General features: G+C 42.9%; 17 protein-coding genes. 7 read left to right on the forward strand and 10 right to left on the reverse strand.

Annotation, left to right across the window (positions count from 1 at the left end; translation table 11 throughout):
* The first annotated feature begins 33 nt into the window (after positions 1 to 33).
* Positions 34 to 1,041: an SPFH domain-containing protein gene (locus tag UYI_RS0101875; protein ID WP_016864996.1), complete on the forward strand. Its 1,008-nt coding sequence runs from the start codon at positions 34 to 36 to the stop codon at positions 1,039 to 1,041.
* 79 nt (positions 1,042 to 1,120) lie between these two features.
* Here UYI_RS0101875 and UYI_RS0101880 read toward each other — a convergent pair whose 3' ends face one another.
* Complete coding sequence (locus UYI_RS0101880) at positions 1,121 to 1,519, reverse strand: Fur family transcriptional regulator (protein WP_016864997.1); 399 nt, start codon at positions 1,517 to 1,519, stop codon at positions 1,121 to 1,123.
* A 143-nt stretch (positions 1,520 to 1,662) separates the two neighbouring features.
* Between UYI_RS0101880 and purS the strand changes: the two genes are divergently transcribed.
* From purS to hflX, 5 genes are all read left to right on the forward strand, one after another.
* The gene (purS, locus tag UYI_RS0101885) at positions 1,663 to 1,941 is read left to right on the forward strand and encodes a phosphoribosylformylglycinamidine synthase subunit PurS (RefSeq protein WP_016864998.1); all 279 of its coding nucleotides are present in this window, start codon (positions 1,663 to 1,665) and stop codon (positions 1,939 to 1,941) included.
* Positions 1,942 to 2,059: 118 nt separating this feature from the next.
* Complete coding sequence (gene purQ, locus UYI_RS0101890; protein WP_016864999.1) at positions 2,060 to 2,740, forward strand: phosphoribosylformylglycinamidine synthase subunit PurQ; 681 nt, start codon at positions 2,060 to 2,062, stop codon at positions 2,738 to 2,740.
* Positions 2,741 to 2,836: 96 nt separating this feature from the next.
* Positions 2,837 to 3,040, forward strand: a complete 204-nt coding sequence (locus UYI_RS0101895; RefSeq protein WP_016865000.1) for a hypothetical protein — start codon at positions 2,837 to 2,839, stop codon at positions 3,038 to 3,040.
* Positions 3,041 to 3,216: 176 nt separating this feature from the next.
* Entirely contained in the window at positions 3,217 to 3,360 is a 144-nt protein-coding gene (locus UYI_RS36390) for a hypothetical protein (RefSeq protein ID WP_157226281.1), read from the forward strand.
* 126 nt (positions 3,361 to 3,486) lie between these two features.
* Positions 3,487 to 5,229, forward strand: a complete 1,743-nt coding sequence (hflX, locus tag UYI_RS0101900; RefSeq protein ID WP_071588804.1) for a GTPase HflX — start codon at positions 3,487 to 3,489, stop codon at positions 5,227 to 5,229.
* Positions 5,230 to 5,397: 168 nt separating this feature from the next.
* Here hflX and UYI_RS0101905 read toward each other — a convergent pair whose 3' ends face one another.
* The 9 genes from UYI_RS0101905 to UYI_RS0101950 all read right to left on the reverse strand — a co-directional run bounded on the left by UYI_RS0101905 (position 5,398) and on the right by UYI_RS0101950 (position 15,333).
* On the reverse strand, positions 5,398 to 7,026 hold the full coding sequence (locus UYI_RS0101905; protein ID WP_016865002.1) for a mucoidy inhibitor MuiA family protein: 1,629 nt from the start codon (positions 7,024 to 7,026) through the stop codon (positions 5,398 to 5,400).
* 262 nt (positions 7,027 to 7,288) lie between these two features.
* The gene (locus UYI_RS0101910) at positions 7,289 to 8,899 is read right to left on the reverse strand and encodes an ATP-binding protein (protein WP_016865003.1); all 1,611 of its coding nucleotides are present in this window, start codon (positions 8,897 to 8,899) and stop codon (positions 7,289 to 7,291) included.
* A 623-nt stretch (positions 8,900 to 9,522) separates the two neighbouring features.
* Positions 9,523 to 10,467: a LysR family transcriptional regulator gene (locus tag UYI_RS0101915; RefSeq protein WP_016865004.1), complete on the reverse strand. Its 945-nt coding sequence runs from the start codon at positions 10,465 to 10,467 to the stop codon at positions 9,523 to 9,525.
* Between the two features lie 253 nt (positions 10,468 to 10,720).
* On the reverse strand, positions 10,721 to 11,476 hold the full coding sequence (locus UYI_RS0101920) for a carbon dioxide-concentrating mechanism protein CcmK (RefSeq protein WP_016865005.1): 756 nt from the start codon (positions 11,474 to 11,476) through the stop codon (positions 10,721 to 10,723).
* A gap of 44 nt (positions 11,477 to 11,520) precedes the next feature.
* Positions 11,521 to 12,183 carry an LbetaH domain-containing protein gene (locus UYI_RS0101925; RefSeq protein ID WP_016865006.1) on the reverse strand — a complete coding sequence of 221 codons (663 nt, stop codon included), beginning with the start codon at positions 12,181 to 12,183 and terminating at the stop codon, positions 11,521 to 11,523.
* A 182-nt stretch (positions 12,184 to 12,365) separates the two neighbouring features.
* On the reverse strand, positions 12,366 to 14,036 hold the full coding sequence (locus tag UYI_RS0101935; protein ID WP_016865008.1) for a ribulose bisphosphate carboxylase small subunit: 1,671 nt from the start codon (positions 14,034 to 14,036) through the stop codon (positions 12,366 to 12,368).
* Between the two features lie 102 nt (positions 14,037 to 14,138).
* Positions 14,139 to 14,441 carry a EutN/CcmL family microcompartment protein gene (locus UYI_RS0101940; RefSeq protein WP_009457331.1) on the reverse strand — a complete coding sequence of 101 codons (303 nt, stop codon included), beginning with the start codon at positions 14,439 to 14,441 and terminating at the stop codon, positions 14,139 to 14,141.
* 6 nt (positions 14,442 to 14,447) lie between these two features.
* Complete coding sequence (locus UYI_RS0101945) at positions 14,448 to 14,792, reverse strand: carbon dioxide-concentrating mechanism protein CcmK (RefSeq protein WP_010995041.1); 345 nt, start codon at positions 14,790 to 14,792, stop codon at positions 14,448 to 14,450.
* Positions 14,793 to 15,024: 232 nt separating this feature from the next.
* Complete coding sequence (locus UYI_RS0101950; protein ID WP_009457333.1) at positions 15,025 to 15,333, reverse strand: carbon dioxide-concentrating mechanism protein CcmK; 309 nt, start codon at positions 15,331 to 15,333, stop codon at positions 15,025 to 15,027.
* Between the two features lie 647 nt (positions 15,334 to 15,980).
* Between UYI_RS0101950 and UYI_RS0101955 the strand changes: the two genes are divergently transcribed.
* On the forward strand, positions 15,981 to 17,837 hold the full coding sequence (locus UYI_RS0101955) for an NAD(P)H-quinone oxidoreductase subunit F (RefSeq protein WP_016865009.1): 1,857 nt from the start codon (positions 15,981 to 15,983) through the stop codon (positions 17,835 to 17,837).
* Positions 17,838 to 17,948 lie beyond the last annotated feature (111 nt).

Below are 17,948 nucleotides of genomic sequence, written 5' to 3' on the forward strand. Positions count from 1 at the left end.
TTATTCACCTACTTAAAAATTAGGAGATAAATAATGGAACCTTTGTTTTTTCTTATAAGTTTAGTTTTAGGTGGTTCGGTAATAGCAAGTTCTGTGAAAGTAGTCAACCAGGGTAATGAAGCTTTGGTTGAACGCTTAGGTAGCTATAATAAAAAGTTGGAACCAGGACTGAACTTTGTTGTTCCTTTCATGGATAGAATTGTCTTTCGTGAAACTATCCGAGAAAAAGTTTTAGACATTCCCCCACAACAATGCATTACTCGCGATAACGTCAAAATTACCGTTGATGCAGTAGTTTACTGGCGCATCGTCGATATGGAAAAGGCTTATTACAAAGTAGAAAATCTCCAAGCTGCCATGGTGAATTTGGTGATGACACAAATTCGTGCGGAAATGGGCAAACTAGAACTAGATGAAACCTTTACCGCCCGTTCAGAAGTAAATGAACTTTTATTGCGAGATTTAGATATTGCTACCGATCCTTGGGGAGTAAAGGTAACGCGGGTAGAACTAAGAGACATTCTTCCATCTCAAGAAGTGCAGCAGTCGATGGAATTGCAAATGTCGGCGGAAAGACGTAAAAGAGCAGCAATTTTAACTTCTGAAGGTGAACGAGAATCAGCTATTAACAGTGCCAGAGGTAAAGCAGAAGCACAAGTTCTAGAGGCTGAAGCTCGTCAAAAAGCAGTGATTTTGGAAGCAGAAGCTCAACAAAAAGCCCTAATTCTCAAAGCCCAAGCCGAACGCCAGCAACAAGTTCTCAAAGCCCAAGCTATTGCTGAGTCTGCGGAATTGATTGCCCAAAAAATTAAAACCAACCCTACAGCCTCTAAAGCCTTAGAAGTTCTGTTTGCCTTAGGTTATCTAGATATGGGCGCAACTATTGGCAAGAGCGATAGCAGCAAAGTCATGTTTATAGATCCTCGCACAATTCCTGCTACCCTAGAGGGCATACGCTCGATTGTTTCAGATGTCCCAACAGATTCTAACCAGATTTTAGACAACCAGACGTCAAACATAAATACAAATGGTCTTGGCTGAGATAATTCTTCAATGGTACAAGTCCCCAGATTCCATAGAATCAAACCAATCCACAATCCAAAATCCTGTTAGCGGACGACTATTCCATCGCGGCTTGAGCCATATGGCATTGTTTACACAAACCAAAAAACTCTAAGGTATGGTAAAAGATTTTAAAATTATGGGTGACTTGCAATTGTGTTTCTAGTTCATGGACTGGACACTGATTAATTGCAATGGAAGTGCCACATTGCAGACAGGTGAGATGATGCTTATCTTGCTGCGCCAAGCTATAAAGGGCTTCACCGTTAGCCAATGTCCGCACTTGCACCATACCTTCCAGTTTTAAGGCTTCTAGAGAGCGGTAAACTGTTGCCAAACCCATACTTTGATCGCGGTTACGCAGTTCCACGTAAATATCCTGGGCAGAAATACCTTGTTTGATGGTTTTGAGAAGATTCAGAATCCGCTCTTGGCTACGGGTACGTATAACTTTCATAGACACTATCTTGAAAATGGGAGCAAGGGTAAAGCTATGTCTTGGCTAACTTATAGCTTAACGCCGATAACTTGTAATCTTTATTGTCGCTGAACTGCAACATAAAGATATAGTATGAGCGTAGCAGCATTCAGCGAAAGTCAGTGCAAAGGAAGTATCGAGCCAAAATTTTTGTCACACTCCGTCCTTCAGTTTTAGATCCTGCTGGTGTAGCAGTGCAATCGGGGCTGAAGCAGTTGGGATACAATAACGTGGAACAAGTGCGGATTGGTAAGTATATAGAAGTCACCCTGATTTCACCAGATGAGAATTCTGCACGTCAAAATCTGGATCAGATATGTGATCAAATGTTAGCAAATCCAGTGATTGAAAATTATCGTTTTGAGTTGATTGAAGTGGAATCACAGACGGGAGTGATTTAAAAAGATGGGGAACTCACCGGCCCCTGGTGGGGATTAGGGGCAGTGGGGAGGTTGGGTGATGGGGAGAAGAACAAATGATCTGGACAATTGACCATTGACTATTGACTATTGACTAAAAATGAAATTTGGTGTTGTTGTTTTTCCAGGTTCTAATTGCGATCGCGATGTTGCTTACGTTACCAGGGACATCTTAGGGCAACCAACTCGCATGGTTTGGCATCAAGATACGGATATTGCCGATTTGGATGTGATTATTCTCCCTGGTGGATTTAGCTATGGTGATTATCTGCGCTGTGGTGCGATCGCTCGTTTCTCACCCGTGATGCAGCAAGTCATTGAACATGCACAAAAAGGCAAATTTGTCCTCGGTATTTGCAACGGGTTTCAGGTATTAACTGAAGCAGGGCTATTACCGGGAGCATTGACAAGAAATCGGGATTTGCATTTTGTTTGCGATCGCACTCCCTTGAAAGTCGAACGCAATGATTTAGCTTGGACACAAGCTTACTCTAGTGGTGAAATTATCACTTTACCCATTGCCCACGGAGAAGGACGATTTTATGCAGATAGACCGACATTAGCAGAACTAGAAGATAACGGTCAAATAGTGTTCCGTTACCAGGGTGAGAACCCCAACGGTTCGCTGAAAAACATCGCCGGTATTTGCAATGCTACAGGTAATGTCTTAGGGATGATGCCGCACCCAGAAAGGGCAGCAGATCCCGCCCTTGGTGGTACAGATGGGTTGAAGTTGTTTGCTGGTTTGTTAGAAAAAGCAGTCGTGGCAGCAGGAGTTTAGTACATTAGTACAAATTTAAGCCTCTGGATAGGGTATTCCTCGTGTTTGCGAATCTAAGCTGAGGTGTATTCAGTTACGCAAATCGAGGAAATTATTATGCCCGGTGGACACGCCAGCCATAAAGGCACTTCTGCTAAACCCAACGTCAACGCCAGTGGACTCACAAATGCTGCTGACGATGCTACGGAAAATCCTCAGGAAGTTGTAGGAAATCGTACCGATTCTTCGAGTAGAACGGATGAAGCGACGGTAAATCCTGCTGCTATTGAGCGTCCGCAAGAACCGGATGAGCAAGAGTAGGGTTTGGCAAGTTGAGAGTAAACGTAGGGACACAGTATTGCTGTGTCCTTTGTTGTGTCAATGATTTTATTTCTTCAAATATATTAGTATATATTTTTACTTAAACAATACATGATATAGCAGTTAAACGTAACACGCTTACTTCAAACCCCGAATTACCAACAGACAAATTAGATTTGTTTGTTTACCCAATTACGAAAATTTCGCGTCATCCCCATCACTCCTACTCTCATCAGGTATTTATGGGTTTATTTTATCGTTGTCACGGTGGAGCGATCGCATTTGCTGCTCTGATAGGTTTGAAAGCCACCCATAACTAAAGTTTTCATTGATATAGTATGACCTTCTGCCCTCTGCCTTTTTTTGTAAGAGTTTTGACATAAAAACAGTATTGTAAAATAGAAAGAGTAGGATTCGGAGGACCAGTTCACTGGTCATAGACGCTTATCGAGACTATTTTCGGTAATCTTCAGGGTTTAAAGTCCAGCCAGCTAAAGCAACTACAGCGGCTGTATCATCAACGCATTCCTGGCGATCGCATCACTACGCCGGAGTTTGCCCAGCGTTTGGCAGCTATTAGTACAGAAATCAATCAACCTGTATGTACCTATCTCAATCGTCGCGGACAAGTGATCCGCGTCGGGGTAGGTACTCCGCGTCAAACGCAAATTCCACCGTTGGAATTGCCTCGTTACGGTGCGGAACGACTAAGCGGTATCCGTTGTATCGCCACCCACCTCAAATCAGAACCGCCGAATGAAGCGGCACTGACATCTATGGCATTACAACGGCTTGATGCATTGGTCGTAATAAATATTACAGGAACAGGATTTCAAAAACGGGGTGGTGGGGCTACAGGATATGTCAAAGAAGCATATTTAGCGCACCTGACCTCACAAGAGTCCCGCGCTTTAATTACCAGTCCCTCTTTGAAGGTGGAAAATGGCAATGTGCCATCCCCAAGTTGGAACGTATCGCCACCAATGAGTCTGGATGCACTGGCAAAACAGGACTTAATTGATTTAGTAGAAGGACTGGAAGAAGATTTCCGGCGGGAATTTGTCGCCCAAGAGGTAGACATTGACCATGACCGCGTGGTGATCGTTGGAGTGATGACCGATGATCTGTCATCCCAACAATTCCAAGATATCGTGGCAGAATTAGGACGGTTAGTGGATACTGCTGGTGGAGAAGTATTACAGACTTTATGGCAAAAGCGATCGCGCATTCATCCCCAAACAGTAGTTGGTGAAGGTAAAGTACAAGAAATAGCCCTCACAGCCCAAACACTGGGAGCTAATCTTGTAGTCTTTGATCGCGACCTTTCACCTTCCCAAGTCCGCAACCTCGAGACTCAAATTGGTGTCCGAGTCGTTGACCGCACAGAAGTAATTTTAGATATCTTTGCTCAACGCGCCCAATCTCGTGCTGGTAAATTACAAGTAGAACTAGCGCAGTTGGAATATATGCTGCCACGGCTAAGTGGCAGAGGACAAGCCATGTCTCGACTCGGTGGTGGTATCGGTACTCGCGGTCCTGGTGAAACTAAATTGGAAACCGAACGACGTGCGATTGGTCGACGTATTTCTCGTTTACAACAAGAAGTTAACCAGCTACAGGCCCATCGAGAACGGTTGCGACAACGGCGACAAAATCGAGAAATTCCTTCTGTAGCTTTAGTTGGTTATACAAACGCAGGTAAGTCTACCTTACTGAATGCCTTAACAAATGCCGAAGTTTACACCGCCGACCAATTATTTGCTACCCTTGACCCTACCACACGCCGCTTAGTTGTTCCCCATGCAGCAACTAATGAACCCCAAGAAATTCTCATTACAGATACGGTAGGTTTCATCCACGAATTACCAGCATCGTTAATGGATGCTTTTCGTGCCACTTTAGAAGAAGTTACAGAAGCGGATGCCTTAATACATTTAGTAGATTTGTCGCATCCAGCTTGGTTAAGTCACATTCGTTCAGTCAGGGAAATCCTGGCTCAAATGCCAGTCACCCCTGGCCCAGCACTGGTTGTTTTTAACAAAATTGACCAAGTTAGTAGTGAGGCCTTAGCTCAAGCAAGGGAAGAATTTCCTTTAGCAGTATTTATTTCTGCAAGCAAGCGCTTGGGATTAGAAACTCTACGTCAGCGTCTTGGTCAATTGGTGCAATACGCTACTTCCTCTGGGTAAATACGTAGCTTTCACCTATGTTCAAAATTCCAGCTGCTTTAAAAGCAAAGCTCACAAGCCATATCATTTCACGCTGTTCATGTAAATAATCTAGATCGTAGAGACGGTACTATTCGCGTCTCTACAAAACTTATTTGTATCAAGCATTTTGTGAAACAGTATGACTCCTTATACATCCAACCCTACCACCGTTAAGTTAGGCGGATGCTCAACTATAAACTGATAATATATCTCCTGTTTCCCCTGAGCAGGAATCATCAAATCCCATTCCAATATCCCCATTTCACCAAGTTGAATTGAGGGGTTGCTGCGAGTTAGACGGACTTTTATTTGCTCGTTGCGACTGACTGGTAATTGTTCAGTTAATTTTAAAGTTGCTGGTTGGTTGAGCAAATTGGTAATTAATAATCGATAAGCATAAGTAATTCTGCGGTTATTACCAATTAATTTTTTCTCAACTTGCCGCTCAACTAACTCACGCTCAATTTTCAATCCTTCGTCAATACCTAAGTTAACTTTAAACTCTTGTCCTGGTGCAATATTTTCGAGCTGAGTAGTTCCTACAAAAATATCGTCGCGGTAAATATTTGCTTTACCAGGTAACAAAGTCGCCCCCTCAGAGCTATTTTTTACCTTTGCTTGCAGATAGGCGAAACTCACCAAGCGCGGCATTGCTATGTAATTAAAGCTACATGGAAAATCATCATCGAAAATTGTAGTTTTGTGGGGTGTGCCGTCACTAGGTATATTAGCGCTACTACTCAGTTTAAAAGTAACTACACTCCCTTCTCTAGATACTTCTGCTATTACAGTTTCGGCTACTATGTCTTCTTGTACTTCTCCACTTCCTGGTGCTGGAGTTGGCATTGCAGTATCTGCTTCTGCGGCTCCTAACTGATTCCTCGCACGCATAGGTGCGGCTGTCATGACGTAACCATACTGTCTAGGAATAGGTATGTCAATATACCAAGGTTCAAGTTTAGGTGGCAGTGTACCTAGTCCTGGTTTGGCGGTAGAAAGAGTCAGAGCTACACCCAACCAATCTTCGCCTGTGCTTTGGGTTACTTCTGCTAAATAACCAAGGTTGACAACATTACTGGTACTGCTTACCCGTACGTCATACAAAGGAGTCCAACTGGCACGACTAACTAGGTAAGATACTTCTAGTTCAAATTCTCCTGCACCCGCAGGTTCTATCCCGACACTCAAGCTTAAACTTTCTTTGGGATGGGGTGTTTGAATAGTTTGCAATTGCTGGCGGAGTGCTTGTAATTGCTTGTCTAATTGTTGCTGACGGGTTTTGCATTCTGCTGTGGCGATCGCATACTCTGTATACTGACTTCCCAGAAAGTTAACAAAATCCAAAGTCTCGCTCAGATTAAGATTTTTCCGGGCCAAACTAATAGAAAATTGTTCTTCTGTTTTCTCACGCAAACCTTGGATAAAACTCGACTGCAATGCCAAAGCATCAACTTGTGCTTGCAGGTGTTGCCATTCTGCTTCTAGTTGTTGAATTTGTTGAGTCAACTGAGCAACTTTTGCCGCTATGGGTTCGGTAGAAAAGATGCGATCGCATCTCACTTCCAACAAGCGCACTGCTACCTTTCCCTTACCACTAACCCTTACCGACTCTGTTTCCACAATATCTGGCAGTGGAGTGATGACTAATTCTTTTTCTTGTCCTGTTAAGGAGACAATACTGCTTCTTGTTACCAAAGCTTTGTCAGAGTACACCGTCACTGCCACAATCTGACTTGTTACAATTTTTCGCACAGATGGTATTTCTGGGTTCACCACTGCCAGTTTCCCCCTATGTTTTTATATAGACGTGCTGGTTAATTTTGCAGGTTTACAGGTCTAGCCGTCAAGATTTAGTTAGTTGCTGGTTGATCGCTGGTGGTTAGTGGTTGATTGTTGATTGTTGTAGAGACGTGCCATGGCACGTCTCTACATTGGTTAGTGGTTAGTGGTTGGTGGTTAATTGTTTACTACTCCCCACCTCCCCATCACCCCACCTCCCCACCTCTTCACCTCCCCATCACCCCACCTCCCCACCTCTTCACACTTCCATTCCTTTAGACAGGGTAAAATAAAAAGTCGCTCCCTGATTAACTGCTGCTTCCACCCAGATGCGTCCGCCGTGTTTTTTGACAATCTGCTGCACAGAAGCGAGTCCTACACCTGTACCTGGAAACTCTTCCTGAGAGTGCATTCTCTGGAAAGCTCGAAATAATTTCTCAGCATATTTCATGTTAAAACCAGCACCATTATCCCGCACATAAAACGTTGGCAAACTGTGAGATTCTGGTGTAGCACCAAACTCAATTCGAGCTTTCTGACACTGGGATGTATACTTCCAAGCATTAGATAGTAAATTTTCTAGCACGATACGCAAAAGAACAGGATCGCCATGTGCTGTGAGTTCTGCTTGAATAATAGTTTCCACTTGACGCTCAGGATCACTAGCCTTAAGGTTTGCTAAAATCTCCTGAGCCATGTTGCTGAGATTGATTGTTTGCGGCTGAATTTCCACTCGTGAGAGTTGGTGTAGAGAGAGGATATGCTCAATCTGATTGTTCATACGTTCAGCAGCAAGGCACATGCGGTTAATGTAATATTTTGCTTGCTCATCAAGTTGACTACCGTATTCATTCAGTAAAAGTGTACTGTAGCCATTGATCGCACCTAATGGCGATCGCAAATCGTGAGAGAGGGTATAGGCAAAACCTTCTAGTTCTTGATTAACAGCTTCTAACTCCGCCGTGCGATCGCGTACTCTTTGTTCTAGTTCGTTGTAAACGCGGACGTTTTCTATAGCTACTGATGTAGTGTCTGCCAAAGCTTGAATCAATTCTACTTCTTCTGAAGTCGCCCGATGTGGTGTCGCCCAATAATTACCAATAGCGCCAATTGGTTCTTCTTTGCGGATCGGCACCATCACTAAACTCTTGATAAAAGTGGGCTGATAAGCTTCAAAAGGAATGCGCTCATCACCATACACATCTTCTATAATTACCTGTTGCTTGTGCTGCATACACCAGCCACCGATACATATATTGATTGGGAAACGTTTGCCTTGCCACAACGGTTGAATAGCATTTTCTTCGGCGTAATAACACATGTCTTTCTCAAGCAACACAAAGGTAGCCCCATCAGCATTGGTAAGTTCTCGTGCTGCTACACGTACAATCGCCGTAATTTCTTCCAAGCTACGCGCTAGTGAAAGTTCCTGAACAACCTTAATCAGTTGTTTCATTGCCGAAATATTGGCACCTAAGCTGCTTGGCGATCGCTGTTGCCTTATACCACTAACTGCACGCTGAACAATCGGTACAAGGCGCCACAACTGATTTTTACTAATATAGTCTACTGCTCCTTGACGTAAATAATTAGTAGCTTCTTGCTCATTGATACCAGAGGAGACAAAGAAAAAGGGAACATCAGGACACTTTTGTTGGGCTGTCTCTAAAGCAGCCTGTGCAGAAAATCCAGGGATGCTGCTATCGGACACAATTAAATCAAAATTACCCTCATCCAAAGCAGCGAGATAATCAGAACCCATCTTCGCTAAGAATATTTCACATTCCAAGCCATTTTTAGCTAGCATTAGCCGAATCAGTTCGGCGTCGATAGGATCGTCTTCAAGGTGGAGAATGCGTAGTTTATTCATAAAATATTCTTTTAAAACAAAATATATTCATTTAAAAAAAGCAATATGCTTATTCCAGTACATATACTTATGATTTCTATTTACCAATTACTTTTTGTAATTAAGTTTTAAAAAATATTTAAAATTAATTATTCTCTTTTAATTATTTTATTCAACAAAATCTAAACAATAAATTATTTTTTAAGCAAATAAAATATGTATTTTAATTTTGAAAAATCTGTTTCTTCTATTTTAACAAGCAACTATATGAATTTAAATCTGAAATAAGAGGTCATTTATAAAGTAAAAATAAAATCACTGTAGGTTGTGTTAGGCGCATTAGATACTGCTTAGTACCAAATTGCATAAATCCATCGCGAAATCCCTGTGCTAAACTCTGCTACCTGGTGCGCTCTCCTCTGCGTTTCTCTGCGTTTAATAACGCTATACTTTTAAGCAAAGCCTACCTAACTATATCCACATCTATTTCAAGTTGAGGTTGCTATATAGGGGGAGATTATAGCCAAGAAAAATTACATGACATTTTCCTTCTATGTCTCCCCTGTTTGCAAGTCAAACAAAATTGCTACAGAATTTCATTTTTAACCTTCCCTGTGAAAATCCAAACTTGAAAATTGCAAACTTTAGTTTATGCCGCTTTCCTCATGCTTATCACTACTAGAAACAACAGTTTGCTCAACAATTTGTTTGGCTGCATCAAGTAGGTACTCAAAATAAGTACGAGCAACAATAGATAGTTGTTTTCCAGATGGATAAACCATGTACCAATCTCGTTTAATGGGAAAGTTTTCTACATCTAGAATAGTTAAATCTCCGGTATCTGGTAACAGAGTATGACGAGACAAAACAGAAATTCCTAAACCACCAGCTATGGCATGTTTAATTGCTTCGTTGCTTCCCAATTCTAGTTTAACCTTTACAGTTACCCCATGCTGGTCAAACAATTGCTGCACAGCACGGCGTGTTCCTGAACCTGGTTCCCGCATGATAAAAGGTTCATCAGCAAGACGTTGAATAGGGATGTTTTTTTCTTTCGACAGAGGATGATTAATTGGTGCTAAAACTACTAGGGGATTTTCCAAAAACTGTTGATAACTTACATCCAAATGTTCTGGAACCTGACTCATAATATACAAGTCGTCCATATTGTTAGTCATGCGTTCCAGAATGCCTTCATGATTTGTCACTTGTAGTGATATCTCAATCCCTGGATAAAGTTGACAAAAAGGCCCTAACAATCGTGGTATAAAATATTTAGCTGTGGTAATTACTGCTAAGCGTAATTGCCCTTGTTTTAGCCCTTTTAAATCTGCCACTTTCATTTCAAACTGGGCTATAGTCTCGAAAATTTGCCGACAAGTGGCGTATAATTCCCGTCCAGCCTCTGTCAAATACAGGCGCTTACCTACTTGTTCAAATAACGGCAAACCCACTGATTTCGTCAGTTGCTTGATTTGCATAGAAACAGTAGGCTGAGTAAGAAAAAGTTCTTCAGCGGCACGTGTAAAGCTACCGTGTCGCGCCGCCGCCTCAAACACCTTCAATTGGTGCAACGTCGCTTGGTTCAAGGGTGATTCTCCTCTACTAATGGCAACTTCAAGTAATGAGTTGTAAATATAGATATTACTCTATGCCTGTTATTATTAGATAGGTATTTAACTTATAGAATTAAAAAGTTATTATCAGAACAACAAGCAAAGCGTAAGATGCCTTCCAGCCAACGTTGCACACCTTAGAAGGTGCTTTTTGGGGATAGTAAACAACGTTGTACTAACCTCGTCCTGCTGGGTGTGTACAACGTTTTTTTCTTCGTCACATTTGTTATGATTCCTCCTGTATTTTTACAGGTAATGTAGATAAATCTGGCAACTGGAGTAATTCTGCCTCAGCGACTGGTTCTTTAATATTGAGTGGCAATCTTACAGGTTGACGCTGTTCTAGCCAGCAATTTGCTACTGGTAAAGTTTGCTCTAGTTCATCAAGCGGTCGAGGAATTACCATGACAGCATTTAATTCTCCGATGCGTTCTGCCTCGTACATGCCAGCTTCTACTGCTACCGCAACATTTGCTACAGAGCCACGAATAATGGCTGTACACAAACCTGAACCAATTTTTTCATATGCTGCCAGTTGGACATCAGCAGCTTTGAGCATGGCATCAGCAGCTCCTACCATTGCAGGAAAACCCCGCGTTTCTACTAAGCCAACTGCTTGATTACTCAAACGACTATAAGTACCATCTTCAGTGATTGCACTGAGACGACTATTGATCGGTAATACTACTTCTAGGTTGGGAAACGGTCTAGGAATTACTAAGCTAGAAACAAACTGATCGAACTGTTTAGCAGTTTGCTCACCAGCTTCTACTGCTAGACGGACATCAGCGATCGCTCCTCTGACAATCGCAGTACAATGACCACTACCAATTTTTTCATATCCGACTAGGTGAACCCCAGCGGATTTAAGCATCATATCTGCCGTACCTACTATGGCCGGAAAACTGCGAGTTGACACTAGCCCTAAAGCACTATCCCTGAGGATGTTTTGACGAGATGTCTGGGCATTGTATGCGTCCATGTGAATTCTCCAGGATATTCAAACCGACAACTTACAATTAACACTTACTCAGACTGCTCGTCAGAAGAGGGCTTATTCAAGGATTGCCGATGCGGAAATAAAGTGATCAACAATTGCTGGATGCTTCCCTGTCCGTAAATGTGAGTACCGATGTTATTTGGAGATTCAGTGGTAGGCTCTTGTTTACCCTGAGTGTCCAGTTGTGAGTCCTGAGTAGCGGAAGATAGGGACGAATTTGATTGAGAGTTCCACAAGTCTTCTTGTATGTCTATATCCTCTTCCCTAGAAGCAGGATTAGTAGTAGATGGTTGTGGCTGTTGGGTTTTTTCAGTTACTGCGACAGAATCACTCCAATGGCGACTGTTGTCTCCAAGAACTGAACCCGGTGCAACTACTTGTCCAGGAGCCACGGAACAATTAAACACTGTTGTTGCCGAACCGATGCAAGCATTTGCACCTATTTTACCACTGCCAATCATGAGGAAACCGGCTCCCAGGTTTGCCCCAGTTTCTACTTCTAGGGTTCCTTCATGAACTTTGAGGATTGAACCCATACCAATACAAACCCCTGATCCAATAATAATCTTACTGTTTGGAGCCGCTTGCAGTATCACCCCTGGTGCAATCACAGCACTCGGATGAATCATTACCTCGCCACTGATGTAGGAGTCAAAGTTATTACCCAGGCGCAGTGGCGGCACAGACATGGAATTTTTAACCTCGGAAGCCGAAGAAAATACGATGGGGAGTTGGGGGGCTAGGGGTCCCCACTTTGTGGGGTTGGGGGGCAATGGGGAACTCACCGGTCCCCACTCCCCGTGGGGTGATGGAGTTTACTAGGAAAGAATTTCTTCCCTCCCCCCATTTCCCAATCTCCCCATCCCCTTTTTTACGGGCGCTGAACAATCAACTCCAATACCCGACGCTTGGCTTTGGGGTCAATACCAATCAAGCGTACGTATTCGCCTTGATATTCGTTCATGTAGCCTTCTAATGCTGCGATCGCTTCCCTGATGCTATTAGCCTGAATTTGTCCACAGCTAGCCCAGGAACCTGTACGGAAACGTCTCCCGTCTACGTGTTCCGCGCTAATTTTAAAGCCTCCAGCCAACAGTTGCTGTAGTTGTTCTACTGCTTCGGAACTTAATTTGCTGCTGGTTGCTGTTGCTGTTGTGCCACTAGAAGCAGAAGCATAAGAGGTTGTTGTAGCAGTTAATTTACTGCTACTAGGTGTATTAACTGGGCCATTGGGGCGTTGGATGATACTTTCCAATACCCGGCGTTTCGCTTTGGGGTCGATACCAATCAAGCGCACGTATTCGCCTTGATGGTTATCCATACAATCTTCTAGGGCTGCAACTACATCCCCAGCTGAACTTGATTCAATGGGCTTGCAGCTTTGCCACGAACCTGTACGGAATCGGCGTTCATCGACGTGTTCTGTACCAATTTTGTAACCACCTGCTAACAACTGGCGGATTTGGTCGATTGTTTCACTGCTGAGTCTGCTGTTACCATTGTTGTGGCTGCTGCCGTTACCGTTGTAGCTGCCATTGTTGCTGTAACTAGTAGGAGCTTTGAAGGAACTTGGTGCTTGAACAACACCATCGGGACGTTGGATAATGTTTTCCAACACACGCCGTTTGCCTTTGGGGTCAATGCCAAACAGACGGACATACTCGCCACTATGGTCTCTCAGACAAGCTTCCAAAGCTGCGATCGCTTCATCTAAGCTTCTCGCTTCAATTGGTCTGCAACTAGTCCAAGAACCTGTGCGGAACCGTCTTTGGTCTACGTGTTCTGTACCAATGTGATATCCTTGCTGTAACAGATAGCGTACTTGCTCTACTGTTTCCGCACCCAAGCTATTGCTAGACACCTCGTCGCTCCTTTCAAATACATCAACTTCTATGCTTGTATAAGAATTATTTAATTCATCACGAATAGTTCTAATACATTTACTATCCGCAGCGCACAAATAACCTGCTCTTAGTGCCTGGTTAATCCCAACCACGTGATGGGCAAATTCTTTATCATCAGCTTGCACATCTGGCAAGCGATCGGCTTGTTGCTGGTTAGTAATTATTGCCCCTGAAGGTACATATTTACCTGGGGGAATTTCTACATCTTGGATTAAAGCGTGCATCATGACAATGCAACCTGCTCCCACCCTGGCATTAAACACCGTAGAGCGAAAACCGATAAAACAGTCATCGCCTACGTAGCATGGCCCGTGAATTAAAGCCATGTGGGTAATACAGTTATTCTTGCCGATCCATACAGAGTATTCTTGTCGGTCATCACCAATTACACGCCCTTTTTCCAAACCGTGTATCACAACACCATCTTGAAGATTAGTGTTTTCACCGATATAAAAAGGCGTACCTTCATCTGCCCTCACCGAAGTACCGGGCGCAATGATGACATTTGCTCCTATCCTGACATCCCCAATAATGTTGGAGAACGAATGCAAAAACGCCGATGGATGTATTGTTGGCTCAGCTAAATTCCTTGACCACGGGGTTGGGGGAGCCGCCTCCGCGGTAATGCGGGCTGCCATTGCGAGATTCCTCCTCAAAAACTGTTAGTTGCTAGTTGTTGGTTGTTAGTTGTTAGTTGTTTTTTTACTACTAACTACTAACGACTAACCACTAACCAAAGGTTATCGATATTGCTCTTTTTTGCTGTAAACCATGCGATCTTCAACATAAACTGTATCAATGATCGCTATGACAGCGGCATCTACTGGACGCTGTTCATTGCCAAGAATTTGACGAGCCGCACTACCACGACTCACAAGTACCCATTCATCTACCCCAGCACCAACACTATCGGCGGCTACTTCGTATTTTGGCAGAATGCGTCCTTCTTCATCTACGAACTGCAACAGCAGTAGTTTCACACCCCTGAGATTTGGATCTTTCTGAGTGCTAACTACTGTGCCGCGCACTTTGGCAATTTGCATTATGATTTATGGTCTTCTGCCGAAGGGACGAATTGCATTCACATTCTCACGGAACTGTTCTACATCTTCTGTATAACGAATTGGCAGAACATACTCCAAGTTTTCATGGGGACGAGCAATGATGTGAGTAGACAGAACTTGTCCGCCATTGACTCGTTTGACTGATTCAACTCCTGCTGCTACTGATGCTTGTACTTCCGAAACATCTCCCCGGACAATCACAGTGACGCGACCACTACCGATTTTTTCATAACCGACTAAGGTAACACGGGCAGCCTTTACCATCGCATCTGCTGCTTCCACTACTGCGGGGAAGCCAAGCGTTTCTACCATTCCTACTGCAATTGACATATTCTTTTCAATCCTTAAGAAGCTTCCAACAAACAAAAACAAGCAAAGCCACAAAAATTTTAGATTTTAGATTTTAGATTTTGGATTAGGGTTTGCTAAATCTCAAGCCAAATCTTTCTCATCTATTACCCCTGGAAGCGTTTGCCTGCGAAGTCAATCTAAAATCCGTCTTGAAAAGCTTTGAGCCTCGCGTTACGCGAGGAGCCTCGCTTTTCGCAAAATCACATTATTGTTAAGTGCGGAACTGCTCTACGGCTTCGGTGTACCGAATCGGTAGAACATACTCTAGGTTTTCGTGTGGACGAGCAATGATGTGGGTAGATACCACTTCACCACCGTTGACTCTTCTAGCTGCTTCAACTCCAGCAGCTACTGAAGCTTGCACTTCCGAAACATCTCCCCGCACAATCACTGTTACCCTAGCGCTACCAATTTTTTCATAACCTACTAATGTAACGCGAGCGGCTTTCACCATCGCATCAGCAGCTTCAACTACTGCCGGAAAACCCTTTGTTTCAATCATTCCAACCGCAATAGGCATCGCAGGACTCCTACACAATTAATCCAATTAGTACTTTTTTATGGAAAATTCTGACGGGGATGCTCATCTTGAGCTAATTAACTGTTCTCAAATTAAGCATAAGAAAGCTTGGCTCCCCTGGCAATATAAATTAGTATAATAGTTTATAATAAAATAGTTTAAAAAACTTAATAAATTTTTATATGGGTTTTATATGGGTATTCTACTCAACCAATCTTCACGGTTTACTAGAGTAGCTACTTGTGTTTTATAATTTTTTTATAATATTTCCTGAAACAAGTTCATATAGACGTAAATCCGGTCTCTGGGGGAATGACACGCAAGCTACAAAGTAGTATCGGCGTCCTTCCTTAGTTTCTGCTATTTGCACCAGATAGTTTCAAAATAAATAAATAAGTTTTTATTATATGTAATATAAACGCTTCTTTTCTCATTAGAAATCTCTAGTTATATAGATGGAGGTTAGCATAGATTTAAATGAAAAAATATTTATAGGAAAGATAACTCTTTCTTTCCTGTTGATTAGACAGCAAAAGTCGAATAATGCTGTTTAATGAAATTTAAACGCTTTTAATCATAGAGTCTAATTTATCCATTTCATTTAGCAAGGCGAAGAATTACAAGCTGAGACATCAAGGACAAATTAAATGAATGAGTTTTTGTTCTCAACAACTTGGTGGATACCATTTTATAGCTTATTAGGAGCAATTTTGACCTTGCCTTGGGCAATGGGAATAATTCGTCGTACTGGCCCAAGACCAGCAGCATATTTTAATTTGTTGACGACTGTTTTGGCTTTTATCCATAGCCTGTTGGTCTTCAAGGATATTTGGAATGGAGAACCAGAATATTTTGTAATTACCTGGTTCAGTGCTGCGGATTTAAATATATCCTTTGCTTTGGAAATTTCACCAGTCAGTGTTGGGGCAACAGTTTTAATTGCAGGGCTAAGTTTACTAGCACAAATTTACGCTTTGGGTTACATGGAAAAAGACTGGGGATTGGCTCGGTTCTTTGCCTTAATGGGCTTTTTTGAAGCAGCCCTCAGCGGATTAGCAGTAAGTGATTCCCTGTTTCTCAGCTATGCGTTGCTAGAAATGTTGACTCTTTCCACTTACTTGCTTGTAGGATTTTGGTATGCTCAACCACTGGTAGTGACAGCAGCACGAGATGCGTTTTTAACTAAGCGTGTAGGAGACTTGTTGTTGCTGATGGGGGTGGTGACACTGTCCACGAAAGCAGGAAGTTTGAATTTTTCCAATTTATATGAATGGGCACAAACAGCACAGCTTAGCCCATTAACTTCAAGTTTGTTAGGATTGGCTTTAATTGCTGGGCCTGCTGGTAAATGCGCTCAATTCCCGCTCCACCTGTGGTTAGATGAAGCGATGGAAGGGCCTAATCCAGCTTCAGTGATGCGGAACTCAATGGTGGTAGCCGGTGGCGCCTATGTACTGTACAAATTGCAGCCCATCTTAGCACTATCGCCCTTTGCTCTCAATACTCTGATCATTATTGGTACTGTAACGGCAGTTGGTGCATCTTTAGTGTCGATCGCTCAAACTGATATCAAACGGGCGCTATCTCACTCCACCAGTGCATACATGGGTTTGGTGTTTTTGGCAGTCGGCTTGCAGCAAGGAGGCGTGGCTCTGATTTTACTGTTTACCCATGCGATCGCCAAAGCACTATTATTCATGAGTACTGGTTCAGTAATTTACACCACTAGCAGTCAAAATTTAACTGAAATGGGCGGCTTATGGTCACGAATGCCGGCAACTACCACCGCTTTTGTGGTTGGTTCTGCTGGGATGGTAAGCCTGTTACCCTTAGGAAGCTTCTGGGCGATGTTGTCTTGGGCTGACGGCTTGGCAATTGTCACCCCTTGGGTACTGTGGGTACTAGTAATTGTGAATGGCTTCACAGCATTAAATTTAACAAGAGTATTCCGGTTAGTATTCTGGGGAGAACCACAACAAAAGACCCGCCGCGCCCCAGAAGCCCCTTGGCCAATGGCATTCCCGATGGTAACTCTCACAATCCTTACCCTATTATTACCCATGATGTTGCAGCAGTGGTATCTTCTACCTACCTGGGAAAGCGTCAACTGGTATGTAGTAGCAATGCTGGTGTTGTCTACTCTCTTAGGAGTAGGTATTGGCTCTACAATGTATCTACATAAAGCTTGGTCACGTTCGAGAATATTGGCTTGGAGACTTGTACAAGATTTGCTGGGATACGACTTTTATATTGATCGGATCTATAAATTTACAGTAGTTGGTGCAGTTGCCCTACTTTCTAAAATATCCGCTTGGAGCGATCGCTATCTAGTAGACGGTCTGGTTAACTTGATAGGATTTGCAGCAATTTTCGGTGGACAAAGCTTGAGATATAGCGTATCTGGGCAATCACAAGGGTATTTACTCACTATCCTTGTCGGCATCAGTATACTAGGTTTCTTCATTAGCTGGTCACTAGGTTTATTAGAGAAATTGCCTTTTTAGTCAATAGTCAATTGTCAATGGTTGTTTGTTGGTTGTTGGTGGTTAGTAGTTAGTAGGGGCGAAGCTATGGGCTGAGTATCTTTGCTGAAAACTAAATATCTTGGTACAAAT

The sequence above is a fragment of the Fischerella muscicola PCC 7414 genome (assembly GCF_000317205.1).
Lineage (GTDB): Bacteria > Cyanobacteriota > Cyanobacteriia > Cyanobacteriales > Nostocaceae > Fischerella > Fischerella muscicola.